General features: G+C 44.6%; 27 protein-coding genes. 11 read left to right on the top strand and 16 right to left on the bottom strand.

All coding sequences use genetic code 11. The annotated features are described in order from the left end of the window. Nucleotides 1–37: 37 nt before the first annotated feature. From rlmA to R8N46_RS10320, 7 genes are all read left to right on the top strand, one after another. Nucleotides 38–865: a 23S rRNA (guanine(745)-N(1))-methyltransferase gene (gene rlmA, locus R8N46_RS10350; protein WP_005380691.1), complete on the top strand. Its 828-nt coding sequence runs from the start codon at nucleotides 38–40 to the stop codon at nucleotides 863–865. 97 nt (nucleotides 866–962) lie between these two features. Beyond that, nucleotides 963–1,910 carry a ChaN family lipoprotein gene (locus R8N46_RS10345; protein WP_115386216.1) on the top strand — a complete coding sequence of 316 codons (948 nt, stop codon included), beginning with the start codon at nucleotides 963–965 and terminating at the stop codon, nucleotides 1,908–1,910. Between the two features lie 251 nt (nucleotides 1,911–2,161). Further along, on the top strand, nucleotides 2,162–2,521 hold the full coding sequence (locus R8N46_RS10340; protein ID WP_005380688.1) for a hypothetical protein: 360 nt from the start codon (nucleotides 2,162–2,164) through the stop codon (nucleotides 2,519–2,521). 398 nt (nucleotides 2,522–2,919) lie between these two features. Continuing rightward, the gene (locus R8N46_RS10335; protein WP_318098461.1) at nucleotides 2,920–4,497 is read left to right on the top strand and encodes an alkaline phosphatase; all 1,578 of its coding nucleotides are present in this window, start codon (nucleotides 2,920–2,922) and stop codon (nucleotides 4,495–4,497) included. A gap of 136 nt (nucleotides 4,498–4,633) precedes the next feature. Beyond that, a complete protein-coding gene (locus R8N46_RS10330; RefSeq protein ID WP_005384938.1) occupies nucleotides 4,634–4,933 on the top strand; it encodes a ribbon-helix-helix domain-containing protein in 300 nt (99 codons plus the stop codon). 140 nt (nucleotides 4,934–5,073) lie between these two features. Beyond that, a complete protein-coding gene (locus R8N46_RS10325) occupies nucleotides 5,074–5,469 on the top strand; it encodes a VOC family protein (RefSeq protein ID WP_005380685.1) in 396 nt (131 codons plus the stop codon). A gap of 17 nt (nucleotides 5,470–5,486) precedes the next feature. After that, nucleotides 5,487–5,771 carry a putative quinol monooxygenase gene (locus tag R8N46_RS10320; RefSeq protein WP_005384942.1) on the top strand — a complete coding sequence of 95 codons (285 nt, stop codon included), beginning with the start codon at nucleotides 5,487–5,489 and terminating at the stop codon, nucleotides 5,769–5,771. 69 nt (nucleotides 5,772–5,840) lie between these two features. Here the strand turns inward: R8N46_RS10320 and R8N46_RS10315 are convergent, their stop codons facing one another. Beyond that, entirely contained in the window at nucleotides 5,841–7,520 is a 1,680-nt protein-coding gene (locus R8N46_RS10315) for a mechanosensitive ion channel family protein (RefSeq protein ID WP_115386217.1), read from the bottom strand. Between the two features lie 191 nt (nucleotides 7,521–7,711). Beyond that, complete coding sequence (locus tag R8N46_RS10310) at nucleotides 7,712–8,152, bottom strand: YcgN family cysteine cluster protein (protein WP_005384948.1); 441 nt, start codon at nucleotides 8,150–8,152, stop codon at nucleotides 7,712–7,714. A gap of 188 nt (nucleotides 8,153–8,340) precedes the next feature. Between R8N46_RS10310 and R8N46_RS10305 the strand changes: the two genes are divergently transcribed. The 3 genes from R8N46_RS10305 (at nucleotide 8,341) to aqpZ (ending at nucleotide 9,903) form a co-directional block, all read left to right on the top strand. Continuing rightward, nucleotides 8,341–8,589, top strand: coding sequence for a GlsB/YeaQ/YmgE family stress response membrane protein (locus R8N46_RS10305; protein WP_005380625.1), 249 nt, complete (start codon nucleotides 8,341–8,343; stop codon nucleotides 8,587–8,589). Between the two features lie 137 nt (nucleotides 8,590–8,726). Next, nucleotides 8,727–8,975 carry a YkgJ family cysteine cluster protein gene (locus tag R8N46_RS10300; protein WP_017820793.1) on the top strand — a complete coding sequence of 83 codons (249 nt, stop codon included), beginning with the start codon at nucleotides 8,727–8,729 and terminating at the stop codon, nucleotides 8,973–8,975. 229 nt (nucleotides 8,976–9,204) lie between these two features. Further along, nucleotides 9,205–9,903 (top strand): aquaporin Z, encoded by a 699-nt coding sequence (gene aqpZ, locus R8N46_RS10295; RefSeq protein WP_115386218.1) that lies wholly within the window; start codon nucleotides 9,205–9,207, stop codon nucleotides 9,901–9,903. A gap of 51 nt (nucleotides 9,904–9,954) precedes the next feature. Here the strand turns inward: aqpZ and recR are convergent, their stop codons facing one another. The 7 genes from recR to R8N46_RS10260 form a co-directional block, all read right to left on the bottom strand. Then, a complete protein-coding gene (gene recR, locus R8N46_RS10290; RefSeq protein WP_005380619.1) occupies nucleotides 9,955–10,554 on the bottom strand; it encodes a recombination mediator RecR in 600 nt (199 codons plus the stop codon). Nucleotides 10,555–10,584: 30 nt separating this feature from the next. Next, a complete protein-coding gene (locus R8N46_RS10285) occupies nucleotides 10,585–10,914 on the bottom strand; it encodes a YbaB/EbfC family nucleoid-associated protein (RefSeq protein ID WP_005380618.1) in 330 nt (109 codons plus the stop codon). Between the two features lie 82 nt (nucleotides 10,915–10,996). Next, nucleotides 10,997–13,102, bottom strand: a complete 2,106-nt coding sequence (dnaX, locus tag R8N46_RS10280; RefSeq protein WP_115386219.1) for a DNA polymerase III subunit gamma/tau — start codon at nucleotides 13,100–13,102, stop codon at nucleotides 10,997–10,999. An 8-nt stretch (nucleotides 13,103–13,110) separates the two neighbouring features. Further along, the gene (gene apt / locus R8N46_RS10275) at nucleotides 13,111–13,656 is read right to left on the bottom strand and encodes an adenine phosphoribosyltransferase (RefSeq protein ID WP_005380615.1); all 546 of its coding nucleotides are present in this window, start codon (nucleotides 13,654–13,656) and stop codon (nucleotides 13,111–13,113) included. A 162-nt stretch (nucleotides 13,657–13,818) separates the two neighbouring features. Further along, a complete protein-coding gene (locus R8N46_RS10270) occupies nucleotides 13,819–14,205 on the bottom strand; it encodes a YbaN family protein (protein WP_080276930.1) in 387 nt (128 codons plus the stop codon). Nucleotides 14,206–14,238: 33 nt separating this feature from the next. Continuing rightward, nucleotides 14,239–14,370, bottom strand: a complete 132-nt coding sequence (locus R8N46_RS10265) for a hypothetical protein (protein WP_005380608.1) — start codon at nucleotides 14,368–14,370, stop codon at nucleotides 14,239–14,241. A 226-nt stretch (nucleotides 14,371–14,596) separates the two neighbouring features. Beyond that, nucleotides 14,597–15,703 (bottom strand): response regulator, encoded by a 1,107-nt coding sequence (locus R8N46_RS10260; protein ID WP_005380606.1) that lies wholly within the window; start codon nucleotides 15,701–15,703, stop codon nucleotides 14,597–14,599. A gap of 289 nt (nucleotides 15,704–15,992) precedes the next feature. Between R8N46_RS10260 and R8N46_RS10255 the strand changes: the two genes are divergently transcribed. Beyond that, nucleotides 15,993–16,868: a LysR family transcriptional regulator gene (locus tag R8N46_RS10255; RefSeq protein WP_005384959.1), complete on the top strand. Its 876-nt coding sequence runs from the start codon at nucleotides 15,993–15,995 to the stop codon at nucleotides 16,866–16,868. 66 nt (nucleotides 16,869–16,934) lie between these two features. Here R8N46_RS10255 and purF read toward each other — a convergent pair whose 3' ends face one another. From purF to R8N46_RS10220, 7 genes are all read right to left on the bottom strand, one after another. Further along, complete coding sequence (gene purF, locus R8N46_RS10250) at nucleotides 16,935–18,449, bottom strand: amidophosphoribosyltransferase (RefSeq protein WP_005380592.1); 1,515 nt, start codon at nucleotides 18,447–18,449, stop codon at nucleotides 16,935–16,937. 36 nt (nucleotides 18,450–18,485) lie between these two features. After that, complete coding sequence (locus R8N46_RS10245; protein WP_005380590.1) at nucleotides 18,486–18,977, bottom strand: CvpA family protein; 492 nt, start codon at nucleotides 18,975–18,977, stop codon at nucleotides 18,486–18,488. 61 nt (nucleotides 18,978–19,038) lie between these two features. Beyond that, entirely contained in the window at nucleotides 19,039–19,632 is a 594-nt protein-coding gene (locus tag R8N46_RS10240) for an SPOR domain-containing protein (RefSeq protein WP_005380588.1), read from the bottom strand. Between the two features lie 14 nt (nucleotides 19,633–19,646). After that, nucleotides 19,647–20,909, bottom strand: coding sequence for a bifunctional tetrahydrofolate synthase/dihydrofolate synthase (gene folC, locus R8N46_RS10235; protein ID WP_005380586.1), 1,263 nt, complete (start codon nucleotides 20,907–20,909; stop codon nucleotides 19,647–19,649). A gap of 46 nt (nucleotides 20,910–20,955) precedes the next feature. Beyond that, nucleotides 20,956–21,882 carry an acetyl-CoA carboxylase, carboxyltransferase subunit beta gene (gene accD / locus R8N46_RS10230; RefSeq protein ID WP_005380583.1) on the bottom strand — a complete coding sequence of 309 codons (927 nt, stop codon included), beginning with the start codon at nucleotides 21,880–21,882 and terminating at the stop codon, nucleotides 20,956–20,958. Between the two features lie 197 nt (nucleotides 21,883–22,079). Beyond that, nucleotides 22,080–22,874 (bottom strand): tRNA pseudouridine(38-40) synthase TruA, encoded by a 795-nt coding sequence (gene truA / locus R8N46_RS10225; protein WP_318098462.1) that lies wholly within the window; start codon nucleotides 22,872–22,874, stop codon nucleotides 22,080–22,082. Between the two features lie 142 nt (nucleotides 22,875–23,016). Beyond that, nucleotides 23,017–24,087: FimV/HubP family polar landmark protein (locus tag R8N46_RS10220; RefSeq protein ID WP_318114627.1), on the bottom strand; the 1,071-nt coding region annotated here is incomplete at its 5' end.

Raw genomic sequence — 24,087 nt, 5'->3', positions numbered from 1 at the left:
ATAGAATTTGCCGCCCTACTTTCTGTTCGAGATCGTCATGAACTATCAATGCCCTCTATGCCACCAAGCTCTAGCGTTAAATGAAAAAACGTTTAAGTGCGAAAACAATCATCAGTTTGACTTAGCAAAAGAAGGCTACGTTAACTTGATGCCAGCGCACCACAAACGTTCTAAAGATCCTGGTGACAACAAAGAGATGATGCAAGCTCGTCGTCGATTCCTCGAAGGAGATTACTACAACCCAATGCGCCAAGAAGTGGCGCAGCTGTGTGCAACATACACTGAGGGGAGCACCCATCAATTATTAGATATTGGTTGTGGTGAAGGTTACTACACAGATCAAGTACAAAAGACGATAGAAACACAAGCGAACCATGCCACGATTTATGGCTTAGACATTTCCAAAGTTGCCATTCGTTACGCGGCGAAGCGTTACACGCACTGCAACTTTAGTGTGGCTTCTAGTCACCGACTTCCCTTCGCAAATGAATCCTTAGATGCCATTTTGCGCATTTATGCCCCGTGTAAAGCTGAGGAGCTGCAGCGCGTTGTAAAAAACGACGGCGTTGTTGTCACGGTTACTCCTGCTAGCCGCCACTTATACCAACTGCGTGAGCGCATTTATCAAGAAGTTCGTCTTCACAATGAAGAACCAGAACATATTGAAGGGTTTGAATTAGAGCACCAGCAGCATCTTAACTATGTTATGGACTTGAAAAACGGAGCCGCAATCGATTTATTGCAAATGACGCCATTCGCATGGAAAGCAACCGATGCTCTTCGTGAAGAGTTGAAATCCGCTACACTTTTCCAATGTGAGGCTGATTTTATGTTGCGTGTATATCGCAAAAAAACACTCAATTAATAAGTCAAAAAAACAACAAACGCAAATAGTTATCATTTATATTGATTCATTGCTCAGCCTCCATTAATATCATCCGGACATTTTTGGAGGCTTTTCAATGCGCTTTTCTACTTTGAGCTTGCTCTTTGCAGGCTTACTTACTGGTTGCTCTTCATATACGCACACCGACTCTCACGCAACCTCAGCGGAAGTCACTAGTTTTTACGACTACCAACTATACACCCCTTCTGGCGAGCACATCGCTCTAAGCAAACTGCCAATTGAGCTGCAACAAGCAGATGTCATTCTTATTGGTGAATGGCACACACACGCCGGCGTTCATCGCTTTCAAACCGATATGCTCAAACAACTTACGTCCTACGACCGCTCACTCGCGTTATCTATGGAACAATTTACCCGCGACAAACAACCTGTTGTTGACGCTTACCTACGTGGGGAGATCGGCGAACAGTACTTAATGAAACAAGCCAACGCTTGGCCCAATTATGAAAGCGACTATCGCCCTCTCGTGGAGTTTGCTAAGCAGAAAAATCTCCCGATCATTGCAGCAAATGCACCAAAGAGCATTGTCCGATGCATTGGTCGACAAGGGCTAGATTACATTAACAAGCTCGATGATGATCAGCGGATGTTCATTGCACAAGCCATCAACACTGGTAGTAGTCCGTACAAAGAAAAGTTCATGGCATCCATGCATCACGGTAAGCCAGAGCAGACGGAAAAACAGTTTGCAGCTCAAGTTACTTGGGATGAAACTATGGCGGAATCTATCGTTAGCTACCTAGACGACAACCCAGGCGCTCAGGTTGTCCATGTTGCAGGCAAGTTTCACACCGAGCAAGGGTTGGGTACGGCAGCATCAATCTTAAGCCGCAACCCGAGCTTAAAAGTGGTTGTAATTAGCCCAACAGATAACGTGCTTTCTGATAATACAGACTATCAGTTAGAGGTTCTCGCACCACCAGTACGGTATGTACAAGATGCTCACCGCATGGCGGCATATCAACATCTAACTAAACGCAATAACGATCTTCAATGTAAGTAGCTGGTCTTCAATTTAAGTTACTACCTTGTCGTTGCGTTGCATCATCACACCGCTCCGAGTTCATCGAGTGACAAGGGTCTGCTTCCTGCTGGTCTATTTTTTGCTAATGATCACCAATAGAAACTAGAAGCGGCAAAAGCAGACCTGTTTTTATCCAAATAGCTTCAGAAATAAACTTTGCCGCCGATAAAAATATAACTGCTTTTTACCCGCACTCAGTGACCGAGTGTCGATGTTCCAAGGAGTATTCGATGAATCCAGTAGGAAGCACTTCTGTTAATAGCTATGCCAAACAATCTGTCGCCTCTAAACAAGCAAGTATTGCACAAGAAGAAACTAGTGCTTCGCCGCTGAAAGTCGAACACAATAAGGTGACGCTTTCGACCGAAGGCAAAGCGCTACTTGCCGCTCTGCAACAAATCGAGCACGACAGCAAGAAAATAGAAGCAGAAGATAAATCTGTTGGTGAAAAGGTCGAATCTTTCACGCATGGTGCGCTTGGCATGGATCACCCCGATAAAATCGAGAAAGAAGAGGATGGCTCATATTCTGCGGGTCAATACCTTTCTGCGGCACTTACCGTTGGTGGCATCATACTGGCATTAGTCTGATAACCAGTCTGATAATCGTCACGACAACAAATCCTATTTGAACCAAACACTTACTGCAGCCCATAATTTAATAAGCCAAAGAACGATATGATGCAAACGTAAGTGAATTCGACCGCTCTTGTGGCCCGATAATACATGCTCGTTTATTGCTCCCTAAACTAGGTTTCTTGTGAAGGCACTGAATGGATAACTTTAGTCCATGCTTTCAACTCCTAAGCGTAATCCAAGCCCACGTTTGTGGGCTTTCTTCTTTCCAAACTAACGAACGTTAGAGAGCGACTCATTTTTTCTGCAAAACCAAACAAAAACGACAATTTGGTTAAACTTTTATTACCGACACAAAACCTTCATAAATCATTGCTTTAATGCCTGCGCTTTCAATAAACAAGGAAAATATAATGAAGCGCTTAGTATCTCCAATCGTTACGGCAGTGGCTGCATCTACCCTCTCTTTCAACGCACTCTCAGCTGAAATCAAAAACGTCATTTTGATGATCGGCGACGGCATGGGTCCTCAACAAGTTGGTTTACTCGAGACCTACGCAAAACACGCACCTAACTCGGTTTACAAAGGCGAAAGCACAGCGTTATACAAACTCTCTCAAGAAGGTGTGATTGGATCATCACTGACCAATCCAGAAGACGCAATTGTCGTCGACTCTGCGTGCTCAGCTACGATGCTAGCGACAGGAATCCCTACCGCTTCTGAAGTCATTGGCATTGATAGCCAAGGCAACCATGTCGAAACTATTTTGGAAAAAGCCAAAAGTAAAGGTAAAGCGACAGGGCTCGTCTCTGATACGCGTATGACCCACGCAACGCCAGCAGCATTTGCCGCTCATCAACCACATCGCTCCCTAGAAAACAATATTGCGGCGGATATGCTCGAAACAGGCGTAGACGTGATGATGTCTGGTGGACTTCGTCATTGGATTCCAAAGTCGACAAACGACAAGGGAGAGACATACGAGCAACTTGAAAAGCTCACTCAAGGTAATGTCTACCTAAAATCGAAACGCAAAGACGAACGCAACTTGCTTGCCGAAGCGCAAGACCAAGGCTATAGCTTAGCTTTCAGCCGCGATATGCTCACACAAGCTAAAGGTGACAAATTACTTGGACTTTTTGCTTACTCGGGCATGAGCGATGGTATTGCCTACAGTCAAAGCAAAAACGATCCAAAACGCACGCAGCCATCGCTGAAAGAAATGACCACCAAAGCAATCGACATTCTTTCAAAAGACAAAGACGGTTTTTTCTTGATGGTTGAAGGCGGCCAAATTGACTGGGCTGGCCACAGTAACGATGCAGGTACGATGCTGCATGAAATGCTTAAATTCGATGAAGCGGTAAACTCAGTTTATGAGTGGGCAAAAGGCCGTGATGACACCCTGATCATTGTTACTGCTGACCACGAAACCGGCTCTTTTGGCTTTAGCTACTCATCAGCAAACTTGCCTAAACCACAAAAACGCGACGGCGAAGCATTCAAAAATCAGGATTACGCGCCAAACTTCAACTTTGGTCAGTTCGAGATCCTCGATGGTTTATACAACCAAAAGAAAAGTTACTACGGCATGATCAGTGAATTCCAAGCGCTTGATAAGAAAGAGCAAACTCCAGAGAAGTTTGCGGAAGTCGTGAACGCAAATAGCGATTTTTCGATTACGCCTGAGCAAGCAGAACGCGTATTAGCAAGTAAACCAAATCCATACCGACTCGCTGGACACAAATACTTAAGCGAAGAGAACGTACCGACAATCAATGACTTTGATGCTTTCTTTCCTTACAACGACCGTGGCAACTTGCTAGCGCGTGAGCATGCAACAAAGCAAAACACAGTATGGGGGACGGGTACTCATACGCATACTCCTGTCAACGTATTTGCTTGGGGACCTGCAGAAACTATCCTTCCGGTATCAAAAATCATGCACCACTCGCAACTAGGCGAGTACTTGAAGCAACAAATTAAATAATCAACTTGCACTTACTTCACAACTCGTGATGTTTCAACGCTCTCGCAAGGGAGCGTTTTTTTATGCATGAAAACAGTTGACGTTTTAAATCGTACACCACAATAATTATGGGTCTTTAATTATATGAATAAAGAAAATGTGCGAAATCTTTGCTAAGCAACCCCAAGACAACTATCAGTTCATCACCCGCTCTATCCGTATTGATGGTCACGCGACCAGTGTAAAACTTGAAGCGAGCTTTTGGACAATTCTTGAGGAAATCGCTAGTGCTCAAAACATGACGGTTCCTAAATTCATAAGCACTGTTTATCAAGAAGCACTCGAATACAATGGTGAAGTGAACAACTTTGCCTCCTTACTTCGATGCGCTTGCCTCACTTACGCCCGCCAACCTCAAGAGACCACTCGTCAAGCACTTGCGCAACTTAACAGTTAATAGCAACCAACCGAGCAATAACCATCCTAGGCTATGCATCCGTATTATAAACCCTTGAGCATCTTCTAATTTGTCGTACTAGAGTACTACCCAGACTCCTTTTGAAATCGCTAACCTGTGCGGACTATCAAGGAGTACCTATGACAAAAATGATTCACACCATGATCCGAGTAAGTGATCTGGACCGCTCTCTACAATTTTACTGTGACGTACTTGAACTAGAAGTCGCTGATCAATACATCTTTGATGGCTTTTCTCTAACCTATCTAGCCAACCAAGAAACTGGCTTTGAATTGGAACTGACGCACAATCACGACCAAAGTGAGCCCTACACTCACGGCTCAGGTTACGGCCACCTTGCCGTCAGCGTGGAGGACATTGAACAAGCCCACAAACGCATTAAATCTCTCGGCATTGAAACTGGTGACATCAAAGCCTTTGACCATCAACAAAAGCATTTAGCAACGTTCTTTTTTGTAACCGACCCTGATGGTTACAAAATTGAGTTCCTGCAACGCCAAGGGCGTTACCTATAACAAAAAGAGTAAACATTATGATTCACTTGACGGCTACCTTTCATGCACAACCGGGAAAAGAACAAGAGTTGAAAGAGGTACTTACCCGAGCGCTTGAACCTACTCGCAATGAAGAAGGTTGCGTTCGTTATCAATTGTTCCAAGATAAAGACAATACATGCCACTTCGTTTTTCAGGAGCAATTTAAAAACCAACAAGCATTTGAGCTTCATGGTAAAACAGAACACTTTGCTCTTTTGATTAGCCAGATCGACAACTTGTTAGAATGCGAGCCTAAACTGGTGTTCTTTAACGAACTGTAACTATAGCGCTAACCGAAGATCAAAAAAGGCACTCTATCTAGAGTGCCTTTCACTAGTTGGGACCTGTGATTAAGCGTCTTGCTTCTCCACCATATGCAAATGCACATCTTGTTGTGGGAAAGGAATCGAAATACCTTCTCGGTCGAAGCGTAGTTTCACCTCTTTTGTCACATCCCAGTATACATCCCAGTAATCATCCGTTTTTACCCAAGGACGCACAATAAAATCTACAGAAGACGTATTTAATGTATGAACTTTGATCATTGGCTCTGGAGTGCGAAGTACCGAAGGGTGAGAGGTAATGATATCAGACAATACTGACTCCGCTTTTAAGAGGTCATCCGCATAGCCAATGCCAAAGACCATATCCACGCGGCGAATGCGTTCATGCGTGACGTTCTTAATAACATCTCCCCAGATTTTGCTGTTAGGCACAATAATAATTTGGTTATCAAACGTACGGATTGTGGTGTTCACCAAACTCATATGGCTTACCTTGCCATCCACACCGCCAGCATACACAAAATCACCAACATCAAATGGGCGATAAATAAGCAGCATCATACCCGCCGCGAAGTTGGATAACGTGTCTTGCAACGCGAAACCAATAATCACACCAGCAATACCGAAACCGGTTAGGATTGGCGCTAGGTTCAAACCAAGCTGAGATAAGCCCACCATGATACCGATCACCCACACGAATTTGCCGGACATCGAGATAAAGAAGTCCTGCATCAAGTGGGAAAGTTTTAAGTTTTTCGATGCAACTGCTTTACGGACGACTTTGCGAGTTAACTTAGCCAGTCCGCGAGCGATCAATAAAATCAGCGCAAAAACAAACAACTGGAAGATATGCTGCGGTGCATTCTCGGCAAACCAATCCAGTGCCGAGTTGGACCAGTGACTCAGTATTGACCACACAACTTTGGTATTCAGTAAATCATGGGTGATATTACCCGTCACTTCAAAAATTTGGCGTTTGTATTCAGACGTTTCTAAACCGACTTTATCACCAATTGAAATCAGGTTGCGTAAGCTTTCTGTCGCAATATTTAGCCTTTGTTTAGTAATGAGCTGACTAAGTTGCAACGACGCTTTTTCCGACTCTGGGCTAGACGAAAGTTGGGAGCCAATGATCTCACTTTGCTGACTCAAGTACTCAATTGAAGCAGACAGTAAGCGCATACGTTTATCAATTTTATCTTTTAGTTCCGCTTCTGCGCGCTCGTTTTGGGCCCCTAGCTCCTTCAACCAAGCGAGATTTTGCCAGCTCGAATCGAAGCTAACATCAAGATAACGCTGTAGCTCTCGATAATCGTTAACAAGAGCAAGCTTCTCTTCATCCTTAGCCTTATTTAAATCCTCGACGACTTTCTTTATTTTTTCCGATAGATAGTTCGTCGCGTCCTCAGAGTATTGTTCTTGTTTTTTAACTAGCAAGATCAGCTTGTCGCGAGAGATAGTTTCACGTTCAATCGCTGACGCTAACTGGCTTCTTAATTCTTCATTCTTTTGGAATAGTTGCAGTTGAAGGGCGTCACGCTCGTCGCCACTCGCTTGCGAGAGGCTTTGGGATAAATCCACAATCTCTCGGTTCAAGTTGTCAATCGAGATTTCGGCAGCAGAAGGCTCTTGGATATCGTCAGTAGCAGTCGCATGAACAGCGATTGGGGAGAACATAATGACGGCAAGTGCGAATAATGTCACCCAAGATGTCAGGCGCAGTTTCTGGGGGAAATGAAACGTCATGTTTACCTCATAGGGAACAATCCTGATCAAAACAATCAGGAATAGAAGTGTAAAGCGTTGAAATCATACTCCTAAGTTTACAACACTAAATAATAAACTGAGCAGCATTTCGTTAGCGAGACGTCAAAGTTGGGAGCCCCAATAGCAAACAAGCCTTTCATTTAATCAATGAAAGGCTTGTTTTTATTCGACTAAGGACGGTTGGGATGATTTAAAATGTGGTCTTCCCAATCCACCACATCAATCTCGTAAACAACTTTGTTACGGACACTTTCCCCTGCCGCATGCATTGCGGACTTAGAGCCGGTAATCAACGGATGCCATTCTGGTAAAGGCTGCTTTTCAGCCAACAGACGGTAAGCGCACGTGTGTGGCAGCCAAGTAAAATCGTCGATGTCTTCTCGGGTCAGCTTGGTGCACTCTTCACCCGAAGTGAAACGGTTTGGGTAATCCTTACATGAACACGTTTTACTGTTCAGCCAGCTACAAGCCACATTGGTATAGTAGATTTCATCGGTATCTTCATCCATCAGCTTATGCAAACAACATTTGCCACAACCATCACAGAGAGATTCCCATTCCTCTTCTGTCATCTGCTCTAACGATTTACTTTGCCAAAATGGAGTGCTCATACTTCAGGTCTCACCAAGGGAATTTAGGGGGCGATTTATACTCTTCTCAACGCAAAAGTTCAAGTTTTGAGAAGATCTTGCATCCTTCCCACATAACGGTGGAGATATTCAACTACTTTCGTTTTACTGTTCTATCCTTAAACAAGTTTCCATTACTCAATTGATCAAGAAGGCATTAAGGAGTTTTCATGGGTATTATTTCTTGGATTATTTTGGGCTTAATCGCCGGCGCACTTGCTAAATGGCTCATGCCAGGAAAAGATGGGGGCGGTTGGATTGCAACAATGTTACTTGGTATTGCAGGGGCATTTGTCGGTGGCTTCCTTGGCGGCATTCTCGGTTTCGGCGGAGCAACTGGCGTCAACATTGGTAGTATCATTACCGCAACACTAGGCGCATTTATTCTGTTGTTTGTTTATAACCGTTTCTTAAAATAATCACGATGATTTAAAAGCAAAAAACCAAAAAGGGAGCGTAATGTTAAGCGCGCCCTTTTATTTTTTTCTTTCTTCACTCTTCCAATCCACGTCAAAATGACCATAATTGCCCCCTTAATTTTTAAGAGGTTTACATTATGGATTGTCGATTAGGATGTGGAGCGTGCTGTATTGCGCCAAGTATCTCTTCACCAATACCTGGAATGCCCAAGGGCAAACCTGCAGGTGTTCGTTGTGTGCAACTCAACGACGACAATTTGTGCAAGCTATTTGGTAAGCCTGAACGCCCCAAAGTCTGTCACGATTTTAAACCGTGTCCGATTGTATGCGGCAACACCAATCAAGAAGCACTCGACAACATCACTGAATTAGAACAATTGACGTAACGCGACTCTAGACCACACGTTTAAAGTTAGTACCTCGGTTGTTTCTCTCCGAGGCAGTAATCAAAGCAAACTCAAGATTTAGCACTCCCCCCCTCAGCCTTTTATCTCACCCTTGAGAACTCTTGCCACATAGCGTTCCATTTGCGGTTTTTGCGCGATCTCCCTCACAATTTATTGACAATTCTCGACTATGTTCAGCGGGTCATTTAATTAAAGATCAGGAAAGAACATGAATAAGTATTTGGCTGAGGCTTTTGGCACGTTCTGGCTAGTGTTAGGCGGCTGTGGTAGCGCGGTGTTGGCTGCGGGTTTCCCTGAAGTGGGTATTGGTCTGTTGGGCGTTTCTTTGGCATTCGGTTTAACCGTTCTGACGATGGCATTTGCTATCGGTCATATTTCAGGTTGTCACTTGAACCCTGCAGTGACAGTTGGCCTTTGGACTGGCGGTCGTTTTGAGACAAAAGACGTTGCTCCCTACATCATCTCACAGGTTATCGGCGGGCTTATCGCAGGTGGCGTGCTTTACGTTATTGCATCTGGACAAGCAGGATTCGATGTTGTGGGTTCTGGCTTTGCCGCCAATGGTTATGGTGAACACTCTCCAGGCCAATACTCGATGATCGCTGCACTTGTGACTGAAGTTGTCATGACGATGATGTTCCTGATTGTCATTATGGGTGCAACAGACAAACGTGCGCCACAAGGCTTTGCACCTATCGCAATTGGCCTGTGTTTGACTCTCATTCACCTGATCAGCATTCCTGTCACCAATACGTCAGTAAACCCTGCTCGTAGCACGGCAGTCGCAGTATATGTGGGTGACTGGGCGGTTTCTCAGCTATGGCTGTTCTGGATTGCTCCTATTGTGGGTGGCGTGTTTGGTGCGGTTATCTACAAAAATCTTCTTGGTAAAGAATCGAACGATTAATCGTTCCTAACTCCCAAAATCAAAAAAGCCGCTGAATTCAGCGGCTTTTTATTAAATTCTGTGTCGACCTAATAGCGAATGTGACAACGTCGTGCCATCAACAAGCTCTAGCTCCCCACCGACAGGCACACCATGCGCGATGCGGCTGGCATCAACTTGGTGCTCTTTACATAGCTCTGCGATGTAGTGGGCAGTGGCTTCACCTTCAACTGTTGGGTTTGTCGCCAAAATCACTTCGGTAATATCACCGCGACGTAAGCGGTAATCAAGGACATCCAATCCAATATCACTTGGACCAATACCATCTAATGGCGACAAATGCCCCATAAGAACAAAATACCGACCAGAATATTGGCCTGTTGCTTCAACGGCTGCGATGTCTGCCGGGCTTTCTACCACACAAATTTGACCATTTTCTTGGCGTTTTGGGTTGGTACAAATGTGACAGACTTCTTCTTCGGTGAAGGTTCGACACTCAGTACAATGACCTATTTCTGTCATTGCCTGACTAAGCGCATCTGCAAGCTGCAAACCGCCTTTTCTATCGCGCTGTAACAAATGAAAGGCCATACGCTGCGCTGACTTGGGGCCAACCCCAGGTAGACAACGTAAGGCCTCCATCAATTGTTCCAGCATATGACTGGTACGCATTAAAAGTCCGCTTAATTAAATATCAGCAGATTAGAATGGCATTTTCATACCTGGTGGTAGTTGCATACCGCCAGTTACAGAAGCCATTTTCTCTTTTTGAGTTTCTTCAACACGACGGGCTGCATCATTGAACGCCGCAGCGATCAGATCTTCAAGCATTTCTTTGTCGTCTTCCATCAAACTTTCATCGATGTCAACACGACGTACGCTGTGACTACCAGTGATAGTAACTTTAACTAGGCCAGCACCAGACTCGCCAGTTACTTCCATATTCGCGATTTCTTCTTGAAGCTTTTGCATGCGATCTTGCATTTGCTGGGCTTGCTTCATTAGGTTGCCCATACCGCCTTTACCAAACATGTTTATCTCTCTGGTTTAATGAGGTGTTGCATCAATTAATGGGGTTATACCTTTGGGTTTTCAACCCCATTCCATTCGATTATTAGATAGGGCGCACACTATCTTTATCAAGCTCTGCAGCAAAACGACGTTCAATAAATTGAACATTTGGATCGTTTTCTAAACTGTTCAGCGCTTGCTGTAATTTCTCTTGGTAGAGCCTATCTCTCAGTTCAAGTGGTGTTTCTCCACTCTCCCCTATTTCGATGCTCATGTGGCACTCTTCACCTAACACGGTATTAAGTGCTTTGAGCAATTCGGCTTGAGCTCTATCAGTATTCAAATGAGCTTGGCTGCTTCTCAATAGTAACGAAACGGTTGTTCCTTGCTTACTATAATGAGAGTTTAGCGCAAGTTGCTCTACCAGCTTAGGGATCTCCATTAAGCTGATGAGCTTCGCCCATTCATTATGTTCTAATGACTCATCGATGAGCTTTTGTGCCATTTCAGGCGTTTTCTCATGCTCAAGTGCCTGCTTGAGCTGCGTAGGTGTCAGTTTTGTATTTACTTTTGTCTCAACAGGCTTGCTTGGACGCCAGCGATACGCTTCCTCAACTTGTGGCTCCGTCGACTTCGGAGCTGAGTTTGGCGACACCTGCGCGGAATTGCCATGCAATTGCGCTACTCGGTCGATAACCGATTCTGGTTGTGCAGATGCCGCTTTAGGCTTTTTTGAGCCACCATTTTGAGGAGTGTTCTGTTGTAGGCCTTGACGCTGAGAACGTAATTGGTGACGTAAACCGCTTAGACCACCGCGCGCCGGTGTTGAAACGCTCTCTTGCACTTGTTGAGGTGGCGTTTCATGCTGCGGTGCAGGGTTTTCGCTCATCGGCGGCGCCATATCATACTGTGGCGGAACCCTCTCATATCCACTCGCGTGATATTCAGGTTGTGAATTGGATGAAGGTTGAGGCGCCACTTGTGGTGAGCTTTGTGCTGGACTCGGCTGCTGAGCTCGAGGAGCTGCTACTGTCTGAGCTGGTGCAGCCTTTGGTTGACTGGTACTTTGAACTGGGGCTGAAGCTGATTCGCAGTTACTGGAAACAACATTTGCCCCACTGTTACTTGATGGGCGGAACGCCATCATACGCAGCACAATCATTTCCAGACCGACTCGCCCATTTGGCGAGAGGGTCAAATCTTCACGACCTTTCAATGCAATTTGATAGTAAAGCTGAACGTCTTGCGGGCTTAGAGCTTTACTCAACAGCTCAATTTTCTCTGCATCTGGTTGTGCTCGGTCTAACGACGCGGGCAACGCTTGATACATCGCAATTCGGTGTAACTGTGTTGCGACTTGCTGCAACAAACCATCCCACTCAACACCATTTGCCGCTAATTGTTGGATTTTATCCATAGCTTGTTGAGGTTTCTTGCTGCTGATTGACTCTAGTAAGTGAATCGCTTGGTCGGTATCAATCGTCCCCAACATGTGGCTGACAATATCGGCTTGCACCGCACCGTTACCTAAAGCAATTGCTTGATCAGTCAAGCTGAGAGCATCACGCATACTGCCATCTGCAGCATGTGAGATCATACCCAGTGCTTTTGGTTCTGCCGATACTTGCTCTTGACCCAAAATGTAGTCAAGTTGCTGGTGAATATCATCAACGCTGATTGGTTTCAGATGAAACTGAAGACAACGCGACAATATAGTGACAGGCAGCTTTTGTGGATCAGTTGTTGCGAGTAAGAACTTCACATACTCTGGCGGCTCTTCCAGGGTTTTCAACAACGCATTGAAAGAGTGACGCGATAGCATGTGCACCTCATCGATGAGGTACACTTTAAAACGTCCACGAGCAGGTTTGTATTGAACGTTGTCTAACAGTTCACGAGTGTCTTCAACTTTAGTACGTGATGCTGCGTCGATTTCAAGAAGATCGACAAAGCGACCTTCATCAATTTCACGACAAGTATCACACTTACCACAAGGTGTCGCGGTAATGCCGGTTTCGCAGTTCAAGCCTTTGGCAAACAGCCTACCGATACTCGTTTTACCCACACCACGAGTCCCGCTGAACAGATAAGCATGGTGTAAACGGTTTTGCGCCAGTGCGTTTTCCAACGCCGTCAGGACATGTTTTTGTCCGACAACTTGGTCAAACTGATTAGGACGCCATTTTCGCGCTAAAGCTAAATAACTCATTGAATGTATTAATGTCCTTCAAAATCGCAGATGCTGTACACGTTTAGACCTAGTGCCTCTAAACGTTTATCGCCACCGATTTCTGGTAGGTTGATAACGAACGCAGCGTGCTCAACTTCACCACCCAGTTGGCGAATCAGCTTAGTCGTCGCTTCAATAGTACCGCCCGTTGCCAATAAATCGTCGACAACCAGTACTTTGTCGCCTTCAACGATGGCATCTGTATGGATTTCTAGTGTATCAACGCCGTATTCAAGCTCATAAGATTGAGCAACAGTAGGGCGTGGTAGCTTGCCTGGTTTACGCACTGGTACAAAACCAACACCTAGCTCAAGCGCTAAAGGCGCGCCAAATAGAAAGCCACGGGCTTCCGTACCCACAACCTTGGTAAAGCCCATATCTTTGTAACGTTCAACAAGTAAGTTGATCGTCGCTTGGTATGCTTTCGCGTCTTCAAGAAGGCTCGTCACATCACGAAATAGAATGCCTGGCTTTGGGTAGTCTTGGATGCTTTTGATGCTAGATTTGATCAGTGAAATTGTTTCTGTAGTCATAATACCGATTTACTTAGATTGGCTCATCACCCTCTCTAATCGCAGTATCACGAGGGCAACGAACAATAGGTTTTCACCACTATGTGCTTATTTTCGTAAAAGTCACAGGCGCTGAAAATACAAACGCCCACTCGAAGAGCGGGCACACTATTCTCTACAATCTTAGTGATTTTCTTCTCGGTCAGCAACCAACTCAATCACAGGCAGACGCATAAACCAGCTGAGTAAAACGATTAGCATCACTAAAAGACCAATTTTTACCCAAACGAGGGGGACAACAACGATTGAAACCATGAAACTAAGCGCAATAAAAATCGCACCACGCTTTTTTACTTTTGAAGTAACAGCCCGATGCTTATGCCAATTGTCGAGAATGGGTCCAAACGTTTTGTGGTTATGTAACCATTGATGAAATGCGGGGCTACCACGCATAAAACATGCGCTAGCAAGCAAAATAAAAGGTGTGGTGGGTAACAGTGGAAGGGCTATGCCGGCTATGCCGAGCACAATACAGAGTCCACCAACAGTATTGAAAAAGTAACGCTTAATACGAATGGTGAACTCCGGTACAAAATTGCTAGATTAAAAGCCTGCGTAACCATTCATTACACGAAGCCAGGTTAGCGTTGCAGGAAGTGTTGGGATCAAAAGAACTGCAATAAAACCTAAAAAGTAAAAAATATTATAAGGCTCTTTAAAATCTTTGTCTGCCATGATGTGTCTTCTCACTAGTTGACTTTGCTTCTCCCAAGGCACAGCGTTAAATTATCGTTGCACAAATGGGTCATTATTGTTTTAAGCGCTGACTATACATTAAACAGCCAAATCTAAACACCAGTAAAAAGTAAGGTTATTGAACTAAACGTATGTTGTTTTGGTGGTTCTAAAAAGATAATAAGCAGCGTCAGGACGCTGCTTATTGTTGGTTTGCAAGTCATAATTATACTAGTCGGGATTTCCGGGTAATACTTAAACTAAAACTTGAAGAACCTAAACACCCGATAGATAACTGTCCTGCAACACTAAGCGGTAAATCGCGGGTGATGAAGTTTTTCATACTTCCTCCCCCTAAACGGTTACCTGCTGCGATGTGTTGATTCGTATTTCCGTCAGACCAATGGCTATCTAAACCCGCAGGCAATATAGAGACCGAGGATGAAGCGAGGTCGGCGACACCAAACACAGCATTGACTGCACCCGCACACTCCGAACACTCAATTCCTTTTTCAATGATCCCTACCATGTCCTTGAGATCAGCACTGAAACTTTTCAAGTTACGGAGATAGTCGTCAAACAATGCCCTAACGAGCAATGTCGTCGCAACTCCATCATTAGCTTGGGAAGCAGAATCAACTAGATAAAACGCAAATTGACCATTCATTAACCAACGATAATCGAAAACCAAGGGCATCACATCCGTCGATTGCAATAAACGGTACGAGCAGCGCCAATCTCCCTGAGCAGCATCCTTTTCTGGCAATAGAGCTTGCAGTAAATCTCTTGCCGCACTCGGATTCTGTTGTAAATATTCCAGATGCCAATACAGCTCTTGTTCATCTGGGATTTCACCACCATCATCAACCCTGAACCACTGACTTGAAAAGTCACGTTGTTCTGAGAAGTGGCTATCGGTATCTTCTAGCGTATTCTCTATCGCCTGAGATAGGTGCTCATAATTACCTATCGGTTTAGGAAGAAAATCTTTAATACCAAATCGCAACGCTTTCGCGACATCGGACATTTCATCCGTGCCTGATACCACGATAAGCGGCATATATGGGTATTCGAGACTAACTTCTTCGACGAACTCGATACCATCTAAGACCGGCATCGATAAATCACATAAGATAAGATCGGGTTGGCATTCCCTGAGTTGTTGAAGCGCTTCTAGGCCGTTTTCTGCTTCTACTACTTTAAAACCCTGACTTTCTAAATAGGCATTGGTTACTTTACGAAATATTGGATCATCGTCCACCAACATTATTAGTTTTTGATTAATCACTTCCTGTGCCGAGACCATTGCCGTTTGACTGTGAGTCTTAAACATACCTTTATCCCTCACAAAGCTCAGTCAAAAAAACAGATTTATTATTAAGTCATTATTTTTGTTGTGTTTACTTCCAGCAAAACGTGTCACAGCAAGACCTGAGGCCGCTTTACCTTGTTATAAAACTTAGCTCGGAAACTGCATTAATACAAATATTACGGCGTATAACAGTATTTACTCAAACAGGGTTGCTGTGTTCAAATGATGCAACATGTTGACTTAAAGCAAGCTTTGATCACAAAGTTAATTATAAATTAACCGTAATCGGTAATTTAATGTGTCTGGAAATATGAAATTAGATGACTTAAACCTGTTTCGACTGGTTGTCGAAAATGGGAGCTACACCGCAACTTCGCGAAAAACCATGATCCCGGTTGCGACCATCACCCGACGCATTCAAGCGCTAGAAGACTCTGTCAATCTTCGACTATTGAACCGTCATGCTCGCAAACTTTCGCTCACTGAAGCAGGGGAACGTTTTTACCATGAGTGCTCTCCTTTACTACAAAGGCTAACAACCGCAGCAGAGGAAATCACTGACGACTGCCGAGGAGCATCCGGCAAGATTAAGATATCCGCGCCTTACAACTTAACTAAACGAATGATGATGCCGATGTTCAACAGCTTTATGAAGCAGTACCCGGACATCAACATTGAGCTAACGACAGAGAATAATGCGGACAAGCTTGACCCTACTGAATGGGATGTAATTTTTCGAGTGGGACCTCAACGCGACTCTAGCCTCATCGCGCGTAAGATTGGCGAAGTGAAGGATATTCTCGTTGCAAGCCCTGACTATCTAACCTCGAATCCTGCGCCACATCATGCAGAAGAGCTCTCTAACCATTCATTGCTAAAAGGGTACCCGCTTATTAAGTGGACCTTGATTAATAGCAAAGGCGAGTCTGTGGTGAATGTTGACCGTGGTCGTTTTCAAGCAAACGCGCTCAATGTGGTGCGCAGTGCTTGTTCCGAAGGTTTAGGCATCACACTAATGCCAGATGTCATGATCAAAGAGTACATCGAGAGCGGCGATTTGGTACGCGTACTGCCAGATTGGAGTGCAAACCCGCGCGACATTTATATGCTTTACAACCACAAAGACCACCTGCCAGAGAAAGTTCGCCTCTTTATTGACTTTGTGATCGCTTATAACATTCACTAACTAGATAGCGAAAACAAAAAACCAGAGCCAAAGCTCTGGTTTTTTTACGACTTAAGAAAGCGCATCCTATGCGCCTTCGTTATGAAGCTCTAGATTTGCTAAATCCTGTTGGATTTCAAGTTGTGTTTTCGCATCATCATTACGAAGACCATCTAAAAAATCTAGGTATTGTTGGTCAATATCACCCGTTACGTATTCGCCGTTAAACACGGAAGTATCGAACTGAGTAATGTCTTGATTTCCAAGACCTACAGCTTCTACCAAATCTTCTAGGCGTTGATAAATAAGCGCATCGGCACCAATCTGCTTACAAATTGTATCGTTGTCACGGCCATGGGCAATAAGCTCTGTAGCACTTGGCATATCAATGCCGTATACGTTCGGGAAACGAACTTCAGGAGCCGCTGAGACCATGTACACTTTCTTGGCACCAGAATCACGAGCCATCTCAATAATCTGCTCTGACGTTGTACCTCGAACAATAGAGTCATCCACCAGCAACACGTTCTTACCTTTGAATTCCGAACGAATAGCATTCAACTTGCGACGTACTGATTTCTTACGTTGTTGCTGGCCAGGCATGATAAACGTACGTCCAACATAACGGTTTTTCACGAAACCCTGGCGATAAGGGATATCGATCGCTTGAGCGATTTGCAGTGCAATGTCGCAAGACGTTTCAGGGATAGGAATGACAACATCGATATCAAGGTTTGCGTAATCTTCACGAATACGTTCGCCCAGCTTTTTACCCATTTCAACGCGAGCGCTGTATACCGAAATTTTATCGATGAACGAATCTGGACGAGCAAAGTACACGAACTCGAAAATACAAGGGTTCAGCTTAGGATTATCTGCACACTGCTTCGTGTAAAGCTCACCGTCAAACGTTGCGTAAATCGCTTCACCAGGTGCAACATCACGGACGAAATCAAAACCGACCGCATCCAATGCCACCGATTCAGACGCAACCATGTACTCTGCTCTGCCGTTAACTTCACGCTTACCTAAACACAGCGGGCGAATACCGTGTGGGTCACGAAATGCAATCATACCATGACCAATGATCATAGCTGTCACAGCATAAGCACCGCGAATTGTGCGATGAACATTGGTGACTGCGCGGAATACGTCTTCGGTCGTGACATTTCCTTTTACTGAGTCAATTTCGTGCGCCAGTACATTTAGTAATACTTCAGAGTCTGAAGTGGTATTGATATGACGGCGATCTTTTTCAAACAGCTTCTGACGAACTTCGTTAGCGTTAGTCAAGTTACCGTTGTGGGCAAGTGTAATACCGAAAGGAGAGTTTACGTAGAAAGGTTGAGCTTCTGAAGCGCTTGAACTGCCTGCTGTAGGGTAACGAACATGACCAATTCCGACCTCGCCTTGCAGGCGTTGCATGTGTCTTGCTTCAAATACATCCTTGACTAAACCGTTCGCCTTACGCAGACGAAAACGATTGCTTTCTATGGTACAAATACCAGCGGCATCTTGGCCACGATGCTGTAACACCGTTAACGCGTCATAAATAGACTGGTTTACAGGCGTTGTGCCCACGATTCCAACAATACCACACATGTCCTAATCCTCGATTTGCGACAGTAGCTGGCACTACTAGATAGTGCCAGACAGAAAACTTGATGTTGCTTGTAAATGCTCGAAGAATGGGGCGATGATACGGCTGAACTCAGGGATCAACTGTGAATCTTTCCACCAATCCGAGCTTGGGAATGCAGTAAACGCATCCATAAAAAACAGCACCGCAGAAACAATTAAGACTCCGCGTAGACCACCAAATACAATCCCGAGAATTCGGTCCGTACCTGATAGCCCTGTTTTTTGTACCAGTTGACCAATGACGTAATTCACCACTGCACCAACTACCAAGGTTGCGACAAATAACGCCGCAATCGCCGCTCCGTTACGAAACATATCATCTTCGATGTTGGTGAAGTACACCGCCAATTTGGCATAGTAATTACTGGAGATAAAAAACGCTCCGAACCAAATCACCAAAGACAAAGCTTCTTTAGCAAAACCGCGAACTAAACTGATCAGAGCTGAAAATCCGATCACACCTAAAATGATAAAATCTATCCAATTCATCTTTTCTTCATCTTAAGTTGGCGCGCATTTTAACAGAAAAAATGCTGACGCAAACGTTTTCTTATGGATTTAATGGCTTAAATTTAAGCAATTGACCTTTTGAACCTGTAATTTTTTGTAATTCTTGAACTTGTCGTTCAAGTTTACTTTTTGACACATCAGGGCCAACAATCACTCTCGTAAACTCGTTTTCTTTCTTTGTGTGAGCTTGATAACCACGCTTTTGCAAATCCGCGACAAGCGCGACAGCATTTTCGTGATTCTTAAGTGCCATCAACTGAATGATCCAAGCTGAATCTTCATATTGATTTTTCTCTTGAACAGGACGAGTGACGACCTCAACTTGCTCTGGTTGTTTGATGACCTCAGGTTTAGATGTTGGCACTGGCTCGGGCTCAGAAACGGCTACTTGAGCATCCTCACGTTCTTGCACTACAGCTTCAACCGGAGAATCCGGTAACGTAATGTCGTCTTCCACTGGCTCTAATATTTCGAAGTTTTCCACATCACTATCAAGTTCTGGTTTGATAGGAATACTGGCAAATTCTTCTTTGTAGTGCAGTTTCTTACCATCTAGCACATCGGGAAGAACAATGACTCCGACTGCGACTAGAATGATGGTGCCGACTAAACGACTTTGGAATTTACTTGCCATCAAAATACCTTTACTTATTTATTATTTGATTGCCAATGTTCCAATACCTCTCCGACGGTATGGAATGAGCCAACCACCAGAATAACGTCTCCTGCCTTTGCGTGGCTTCTCGCACTCTCGAAGGCGTCAACAGGGTTTTCAAAATGAACTTGCCCATCAGGTAAGTATTGGCACAATTCATCAGCGGTCGCCGCTCTCGGTCCAGTAAGCGACGCTGGATACCATTGTGTTGCAACTGGAGTTAGCGCTTCAATGGTTGCTTTAATGTCCTTGTCATGCAGCATTGCAACCACAATATGGATATTCTTACCCAGATATTGTTGCTTCACTCTTTCTACCAAATACTCAGCAGAGTGCGGGTTATGAGCGACATCAAGGACTATTTCAGGTTCGTGATGCAGTACTTGCATACGCCCCGCCAAACGCGCATTATTCAAGCCATTGACAATATTTATGTCAGTGATTTGCAATTCCGAAGCCCCTAGTGCCATCAGTGCAGTGGCTGCATTTTGTAATGGTAGCGATGGGATTGGTAAATCCTCTAACTCAAATGCCCCACTGCTCCATTTCCAACCATTATCAGTTAGTTGGTAATCGTACTGAATACCTACTTGGAAGAACTCAGAACCAATATCGTCAGCATGAGCCGCCACGGTCGCTGGTGGCGTCGGTTGACCACAAATTGCTGGCTTCCCTGAACGGTAAATGCCCGCTTTTTCAAAACCAATAACATTGATGTCATCACCAAGCCAATCCACATGATCGATCGCTAAGCTCGTAATAACAGAAACATCATGGTCAACAACATTAGTGGCGTCTAGACGGCCGCCAAGTCCTACTTCAAGTAAGACAACGTCAACTTTCTCTACTTGGAAAATACGTAGCGCAGCAAGCGTACCGAATTCAAAGAGGCTAAGGCTAACATCACCACGCTGCTTTTCTACATAATCGAATGCTTCACAGTGCTTGGCATCTACAACGTCAACGCCATTAATGCGTACACGCTCGTTGTAACGAATCAGGTGCGGAGAACTATAAACACCGACTGAATAGCCAGCATCAAGTAAAATGGCTTCCATTAACGCACACGTTGAGCCTTTGCCATTGGTTCCGGCAACGGTGATTACGGTTGGAGCTGGTTTGGTAAGATTGGCTTTGTTTGCTACCGCTTGGACACGGTCTAAGCCTAGATCAATTGCTGAGGAATGAATATTTGCTAAATAATCAAGCCACATCTCTAATGAAGATGTGGCTTGAGGAATTGGGTTTTGGGTCATCTAACTTTAACCATTAAATTCTTTGGTTTTTATGTTAGTTGATACTTTACCCTTTTTCGTCCGCTTCTGGTACAGAATATGGCTCTTCATTTGGAGATTCGTTAACCGAAACCACCAAAGGAGACTTGTGGTTAGTCATCTTAGCGATAAGACCACCCACACGCTGACGCATTTCACGACGGTCAACGATCATATCAATAGCACCGTGATCAAGCAGGAACTCACTACGCTGGAAACCTTCAGGAAGATCTTCACGTACAGTTTGCTCGATTACACGACGACCAGCAAAGCCAATGAGGGCCTTAGGTTCACCGATGTTGATATCACCCAACATAGCCAAACTTGCTGATACACCACCCATTGTAGGGTCAGTTAGAACAGAAATAAACGGCAGACCTTTTTCTGATAAACGCTCAAGCGCAGCACTGGTTTTTGCCATTTGCATAAGAGACATTAAAGCCTCTTGCATACGAGCACCACCACTTGCTGAGAAACAAACAAGCGCACAGTTATTTTCAATGGCTGCATCCACTGCTTTCACAAAGCGAGCACCAACGACTGAACCCATTGAACCACCCATAAAGGAGAATTCAAACGCACACGCCACAAGCGGCAGACCAAGCAATTCACCCTGCATCACAACTAGCGCATCTTTCTCACCGCTATTTTTTTGTGCAGCAGAGATACGCTCTTTGTATCGCTTAGAATCTTTAAATTTCAGTTTATCCTGTGGCTCAAGTTCAGAACCTAATTCAACTCGATTACCTTCATCTAAAAATGTTTCCAAACGACGACGCGCTTTCATACGCATGTGATGGTTACACTTTGGACAAACTTCTAAGTTACGCTCTAGTTCAGCATGGTATAAAACCTGTTCACAAGAGGTACATTTAGTCCACACACCTTCTGGGATAGAAGCTTTGCGTGAACTTACTAGATTGCTTTTCTCTAAAATCTTTTCAAGCCAACTCATGGAAGACCTTTTCTCTCAACTCTTCCGCTTCATTGCGAAAGATATAAATTCGACATAATACCGACGGATTAAACCATATCTTGCAGCTACTGTAGATAAAAAACTGGTTGTACCTATTTTTGATATCGTAAATAGCGTATGTTTTCCGTTCACATTCAATGTAAACACTACCGATATTTTGAAATAAGTTTGTAAAATTAGTTCAAATTATCTGGTAAAAACAGTGGACCGATCGGCACTTCAGGTAACCCAAACTCTTCTGGGTAGTCTACATCTACCAGGTACAGACCTTCCGCTTTCGCTGTCGCACCCGCTAGTTTGCGATCTTTGGCTTCTAATAACCACTTGATCCATTCAGGACTCTCTTCGCCACGTCCAACTTTTATCAAGCTACCCGTGATATTACGAACCATATGATGCACGAACGCATTGGCTTTAATATCAATAACCAAATAGTTTCCATGGCGCGTAACGTTCAGATGCATCAAGTTTCGAAATGGGCTGCGAGACTGACAATGCGCCGCGCGAAACGACGTAAAATCATTTTCGCCAAGTAGGAACTGCCCTGCTTCATGCATTTTTTTCTCGTCGAGCTCACCATGATAGTGACTAACCCCCGAGTTTAAGATGCCTGGACGTAAAGCATGATTGAAAATAATGTAACGATAACGGCGAGCTGTCGCTGAGAATCTTGCATGGAAATCATCTGAAACTTCCTTAGCCCAACGAACCGCTATATCGCTTGGCATGTTCGCGTTTGCGCCCATGGTCCAAGCTACCATTTTTCGAGTAACGTTGGTATCAAAGTGCACAACTTGTCCCGTGCCATGCACGCCTGCGTCTGTCCGACCAGCACACTGAACTTCAACTGGGTGATTAGCGACGACGGACAATGCTTTCTCTAGCTCTTCTTGGACACTTTTCACTTCTCTTTGGCGCTGCCAACCAAAGTAGTTTGTACCGTTGTACTCGATACCTAATGCGATTCTCATCTTAACCTTCGAACTCTAAAATGGGGCGGGAAGTATATACTCAAGTCACCTCAAGTTGCCAGTTTCACCAAGGGTGACATAAAGGTAGCATCCTACTAACGGGACACAAAAAGGGTAGCAAACGCTACCCTTTTGTTTCGGTTTATCGGCCATTAATGGCGTCAATCAGGCTTTTTGCTTCGCGGCGAATATCATCCTCACCGTAAACAATCGCCTCTTCTAGTAGTTTAATCGCCCCTTGAGAATCGTTCATCTCGAGATAGATTTTAGCCAAATCCAGTTTCCCAGCCGCTTCAGCATTGTTATCTACGTCAATATCGCCGATCTCGCCGATAACATCTGGAAACTCGTTCAATCCGACATCGAGCTTAAGGTCTTCTTCTTCGAACTCACCACCTTCTCTGTCGACCTGAGCCATCAATTCATCAATCGTCATAAATTGATTTTTCTTCGGGTCGAAGTCATCCAAGTCGCTTTGCTCTGCCCAGTTTTCTTGCGCGATCTCTGGCTGACTTAGTGCATCACTCGAATTCCAAACATCACGCTGGTCCTCAGGCACTTCTTCAGTAGAACTTACGTTATCAGCAGCGGGTTTAAAGCCATCCCAATCATCTCCAACATCAAGCATGGTTTCAAAATCCATACCTGCACTTGCGATGGTGTCACTGTCTAGTTTACCTTCAAATACTTCTGAGTTTGCGTCTTCCGCAAGAAGGTTAGCCATTGATGATTCATCATCCAAATTACTGAGCGGCTCACCCTCTGTCGCTGTTGGCTGCACTTCTGGGTCAGTATCAAAGCCGTTTTGCTGCGCAAATACTTCAAACAAAGCATCATGATCGTTATCGGCTTGAATAGCTGGTCTCGATGTCTCTGCTTCAACCTTAGGGCTCTCTGGCGCACCCTCGTTCATTGACGCGAGAACATCTTCCTCATTGAACTCTGGAAGATCTTGGTCGTCAAAACTTAACTCTTCATCCTCACCGGAGATTGGTTCTATATCTGCAGTCTCAGAGCTCGGTAATTCTGGCTCTTCTTCCATCGACGCCAAGGCATCTTCTTCGCTGAACTCTGGCAAATCGAGCTCATCAAAATTGAACTCTTCTTCGGACTCAGCTGGCAAGTCGGCTTCAACCTGTTCTGGCTCAACGGACTCGGACGTTTCTAACGCAGGTTCGCCAGCCATAGACGCCAGTGCATCTTCTTCACTAAA

It is taken from the genome of Vibrio sp. 1874, from assembly GCF_033344395.1.
GTDB lineage: Bacteria > Pseudomonadota > Gammaproteobacteria > Enterobacterales > Vibrionaceae > Vibrio > Vibrio alginolyticus.
The sequence above is the reverse complement of the archived record's forward strand: the minus strand, read 5'-3'. Positions and strand labels throughout refer to the sequence as shown.

Excerpts from the sequence above, each read along its gene's own strand:
- R8N46_RS10285 (WP_005380618.1), bottom strand. The coding sequence starts at position 10,914 with ATGTTTGGTAAAGGCGGTATGGGCAACCTAATGAAGCAAGCCCAGCAA.
- truA (WP_318098462.1), bottom strand. The coding sequence starts at position 22,874 with ATGAGAATCGCATTAGGTATCGAGTACAACGGTACAAACTACTTTGGT.
- purF (WP_005380592.1), bottom strand. The coding sequence starts at position 18,449 with ATGTGTGGTATTGTTGGAATCGTGGGCACAACGCCTGTAAACCAGTCT.
- R8N46_RS10255 (WP_005384959.1), top strand. The coding sequence starts at position 15,993 with ATGAAATTAGATGACTTAAACCTGTTTCGACTGGTTGTCGAAAATGGG.
- R8N46_RS10260 (WP_005380606.1), bottom strand. The coding sequence starts at position 15,703 with ATGTTTAAGACTCACAGTCAAACGGCAATGGTCTCGGCACAGGAAGTG.
- rlmA (WP_005380691.1), top strand. The coding sequence starts at position 38 with ATGAACTATCAATGCCCTCTATGCCACCAAGCTCTAGCGTTAAATGAA.
- R8N46_RS10245 (WP_005380590.1), bottom strand. The coding sequence starts at position 18,977 with ATGAATTGGATAGATTTTATCATTTTAGGTGTGATCGGATTTTCAGCT.
- accD (WP_005380583.1), bottom strand. The coding sequence starts at position 21,882 with ATGAGTTGGCTTGAAAAGATTTTAGAGAAAAGCAATCTAGTAAGTTCA.
- R8N46_RS10330 (WP_005384938.1), top strand. The coding sequence starts at position 4,634 with ATGTGCGAAATCTTTGCTAAGCAACCCCAAGACAACTATCAGTTCATC.
- R8N46_RS10340 (WP_005380688.1), top strand. The coding sequence starts at position 2,162 with ATGAATCCAGTAGGAAGCACTTCTGTTAATAGCTATGCCAAACAATCT.
- R8N46_RS10315 (WP_115386217.1), bottom strand. The coding sequence starts at position 7,520 with ATGACGTTTCATTTCCCCCAGAAACTGCGCCTGACATCTTGGGTGACA.
- R8N46_RS10305 (WP_005380625.1), top strand. The coding sequence starts at position 8,341 with ATGGGTATTATTTCTTGGATTATTTTGGGCTTAATCGCCGGCGCACTT.
- R8N46_RS10320 (WP_005384942.1), top strand. The coding sequence starts at position 5,487 with ATGATTCACTTGACGGCTACCTTTCATGCACAACCGGGAAAAGAACAA.
- R8N46_RS10265 (WP_005380608.1), bottom strand. The coding sequence starts at position 14,370 with ATGGCAGACAAAGATTTTAAAGAGCCTTATAATATTTTTTACTTTTTA.
- dnaX (WP_115386219.1), bottom strand. The coding sequence starts at position 13,102 with ATGAGTTATTTAGCTTTAGCGCGAAAATGGCGTCCTAATCAGTTTGAC.
- apt (WP_005380615.1), bottom strand. The coding sequence starts at position 13,656 with ATGACTACAGAAACAATTTCACTGATCAAATCTAGCATCAAAAGCATC.
- R8N46_RS10310 (WP_005384948.1), bottom strand. The coding sequence starts at position 8,152 with ATGAGCACTCCATTTTGGCAAAGTAAATCGTTAGAGCAGATGACAGAA.
- folC (WP_005380586.1), bottom strand. The coding sequence starts at position 20,909 with ATGACCCAAAACCCAATTCCTCAAGCCACATCTTCATTAGAGATGTGG.
- R8N46_RS10240 (WP_005380588.1), bottom strand. The coding sequence starts at position 19,632 with ATGGCAAGTAAATTCCAAAGTCGTTTAGTCGGCACCATCATTCTAGTC.
- R8N46_RS10300 (WP_017820793.1), top strand. The coding sequence starts at position 8,727 with ATGGATTGTCGATTAGGATGTGGAGCGTGCTGTATTGCGCCAAGTATC.
- R8N46_RS10325 (WP_005380685.1), top strand. The coding sequence starts at position 5,074 with ATGACAAAAATGATTCACACCATGATCCGAGTAAGTGATCTGGACCGC.
- recR (WP_005380619.1), bottom strand. The coding sequence starts at position 10,554 with ATGCGTACCAGTCATATGCTGGAACAATTGATGGAGGCCTTACGTTGT.
- R8N46_RS10345 (WP_115386216.1), top strand. The coding sequence starts at position 963 with ATGCGCTTTTCTACTTTGAGCTTGCTCTTTGCAGGCTTACTTACTGGT.
- aqpZ (WP_115386218.1), top strand. The coding sequence starts at position 9,205 with ATGAATAAGTATTTGGCTGAGGCTTTTGGCACGTTCTGGCTAGTGTTA.
- R8N46_RS10335 (WP_318098461.1), top strand. The coding sequence starts at position 2,920 with ATGAAGCGCTTAGTATCTCCAATCGTTACGGCAGTGGCTGCATCTACC.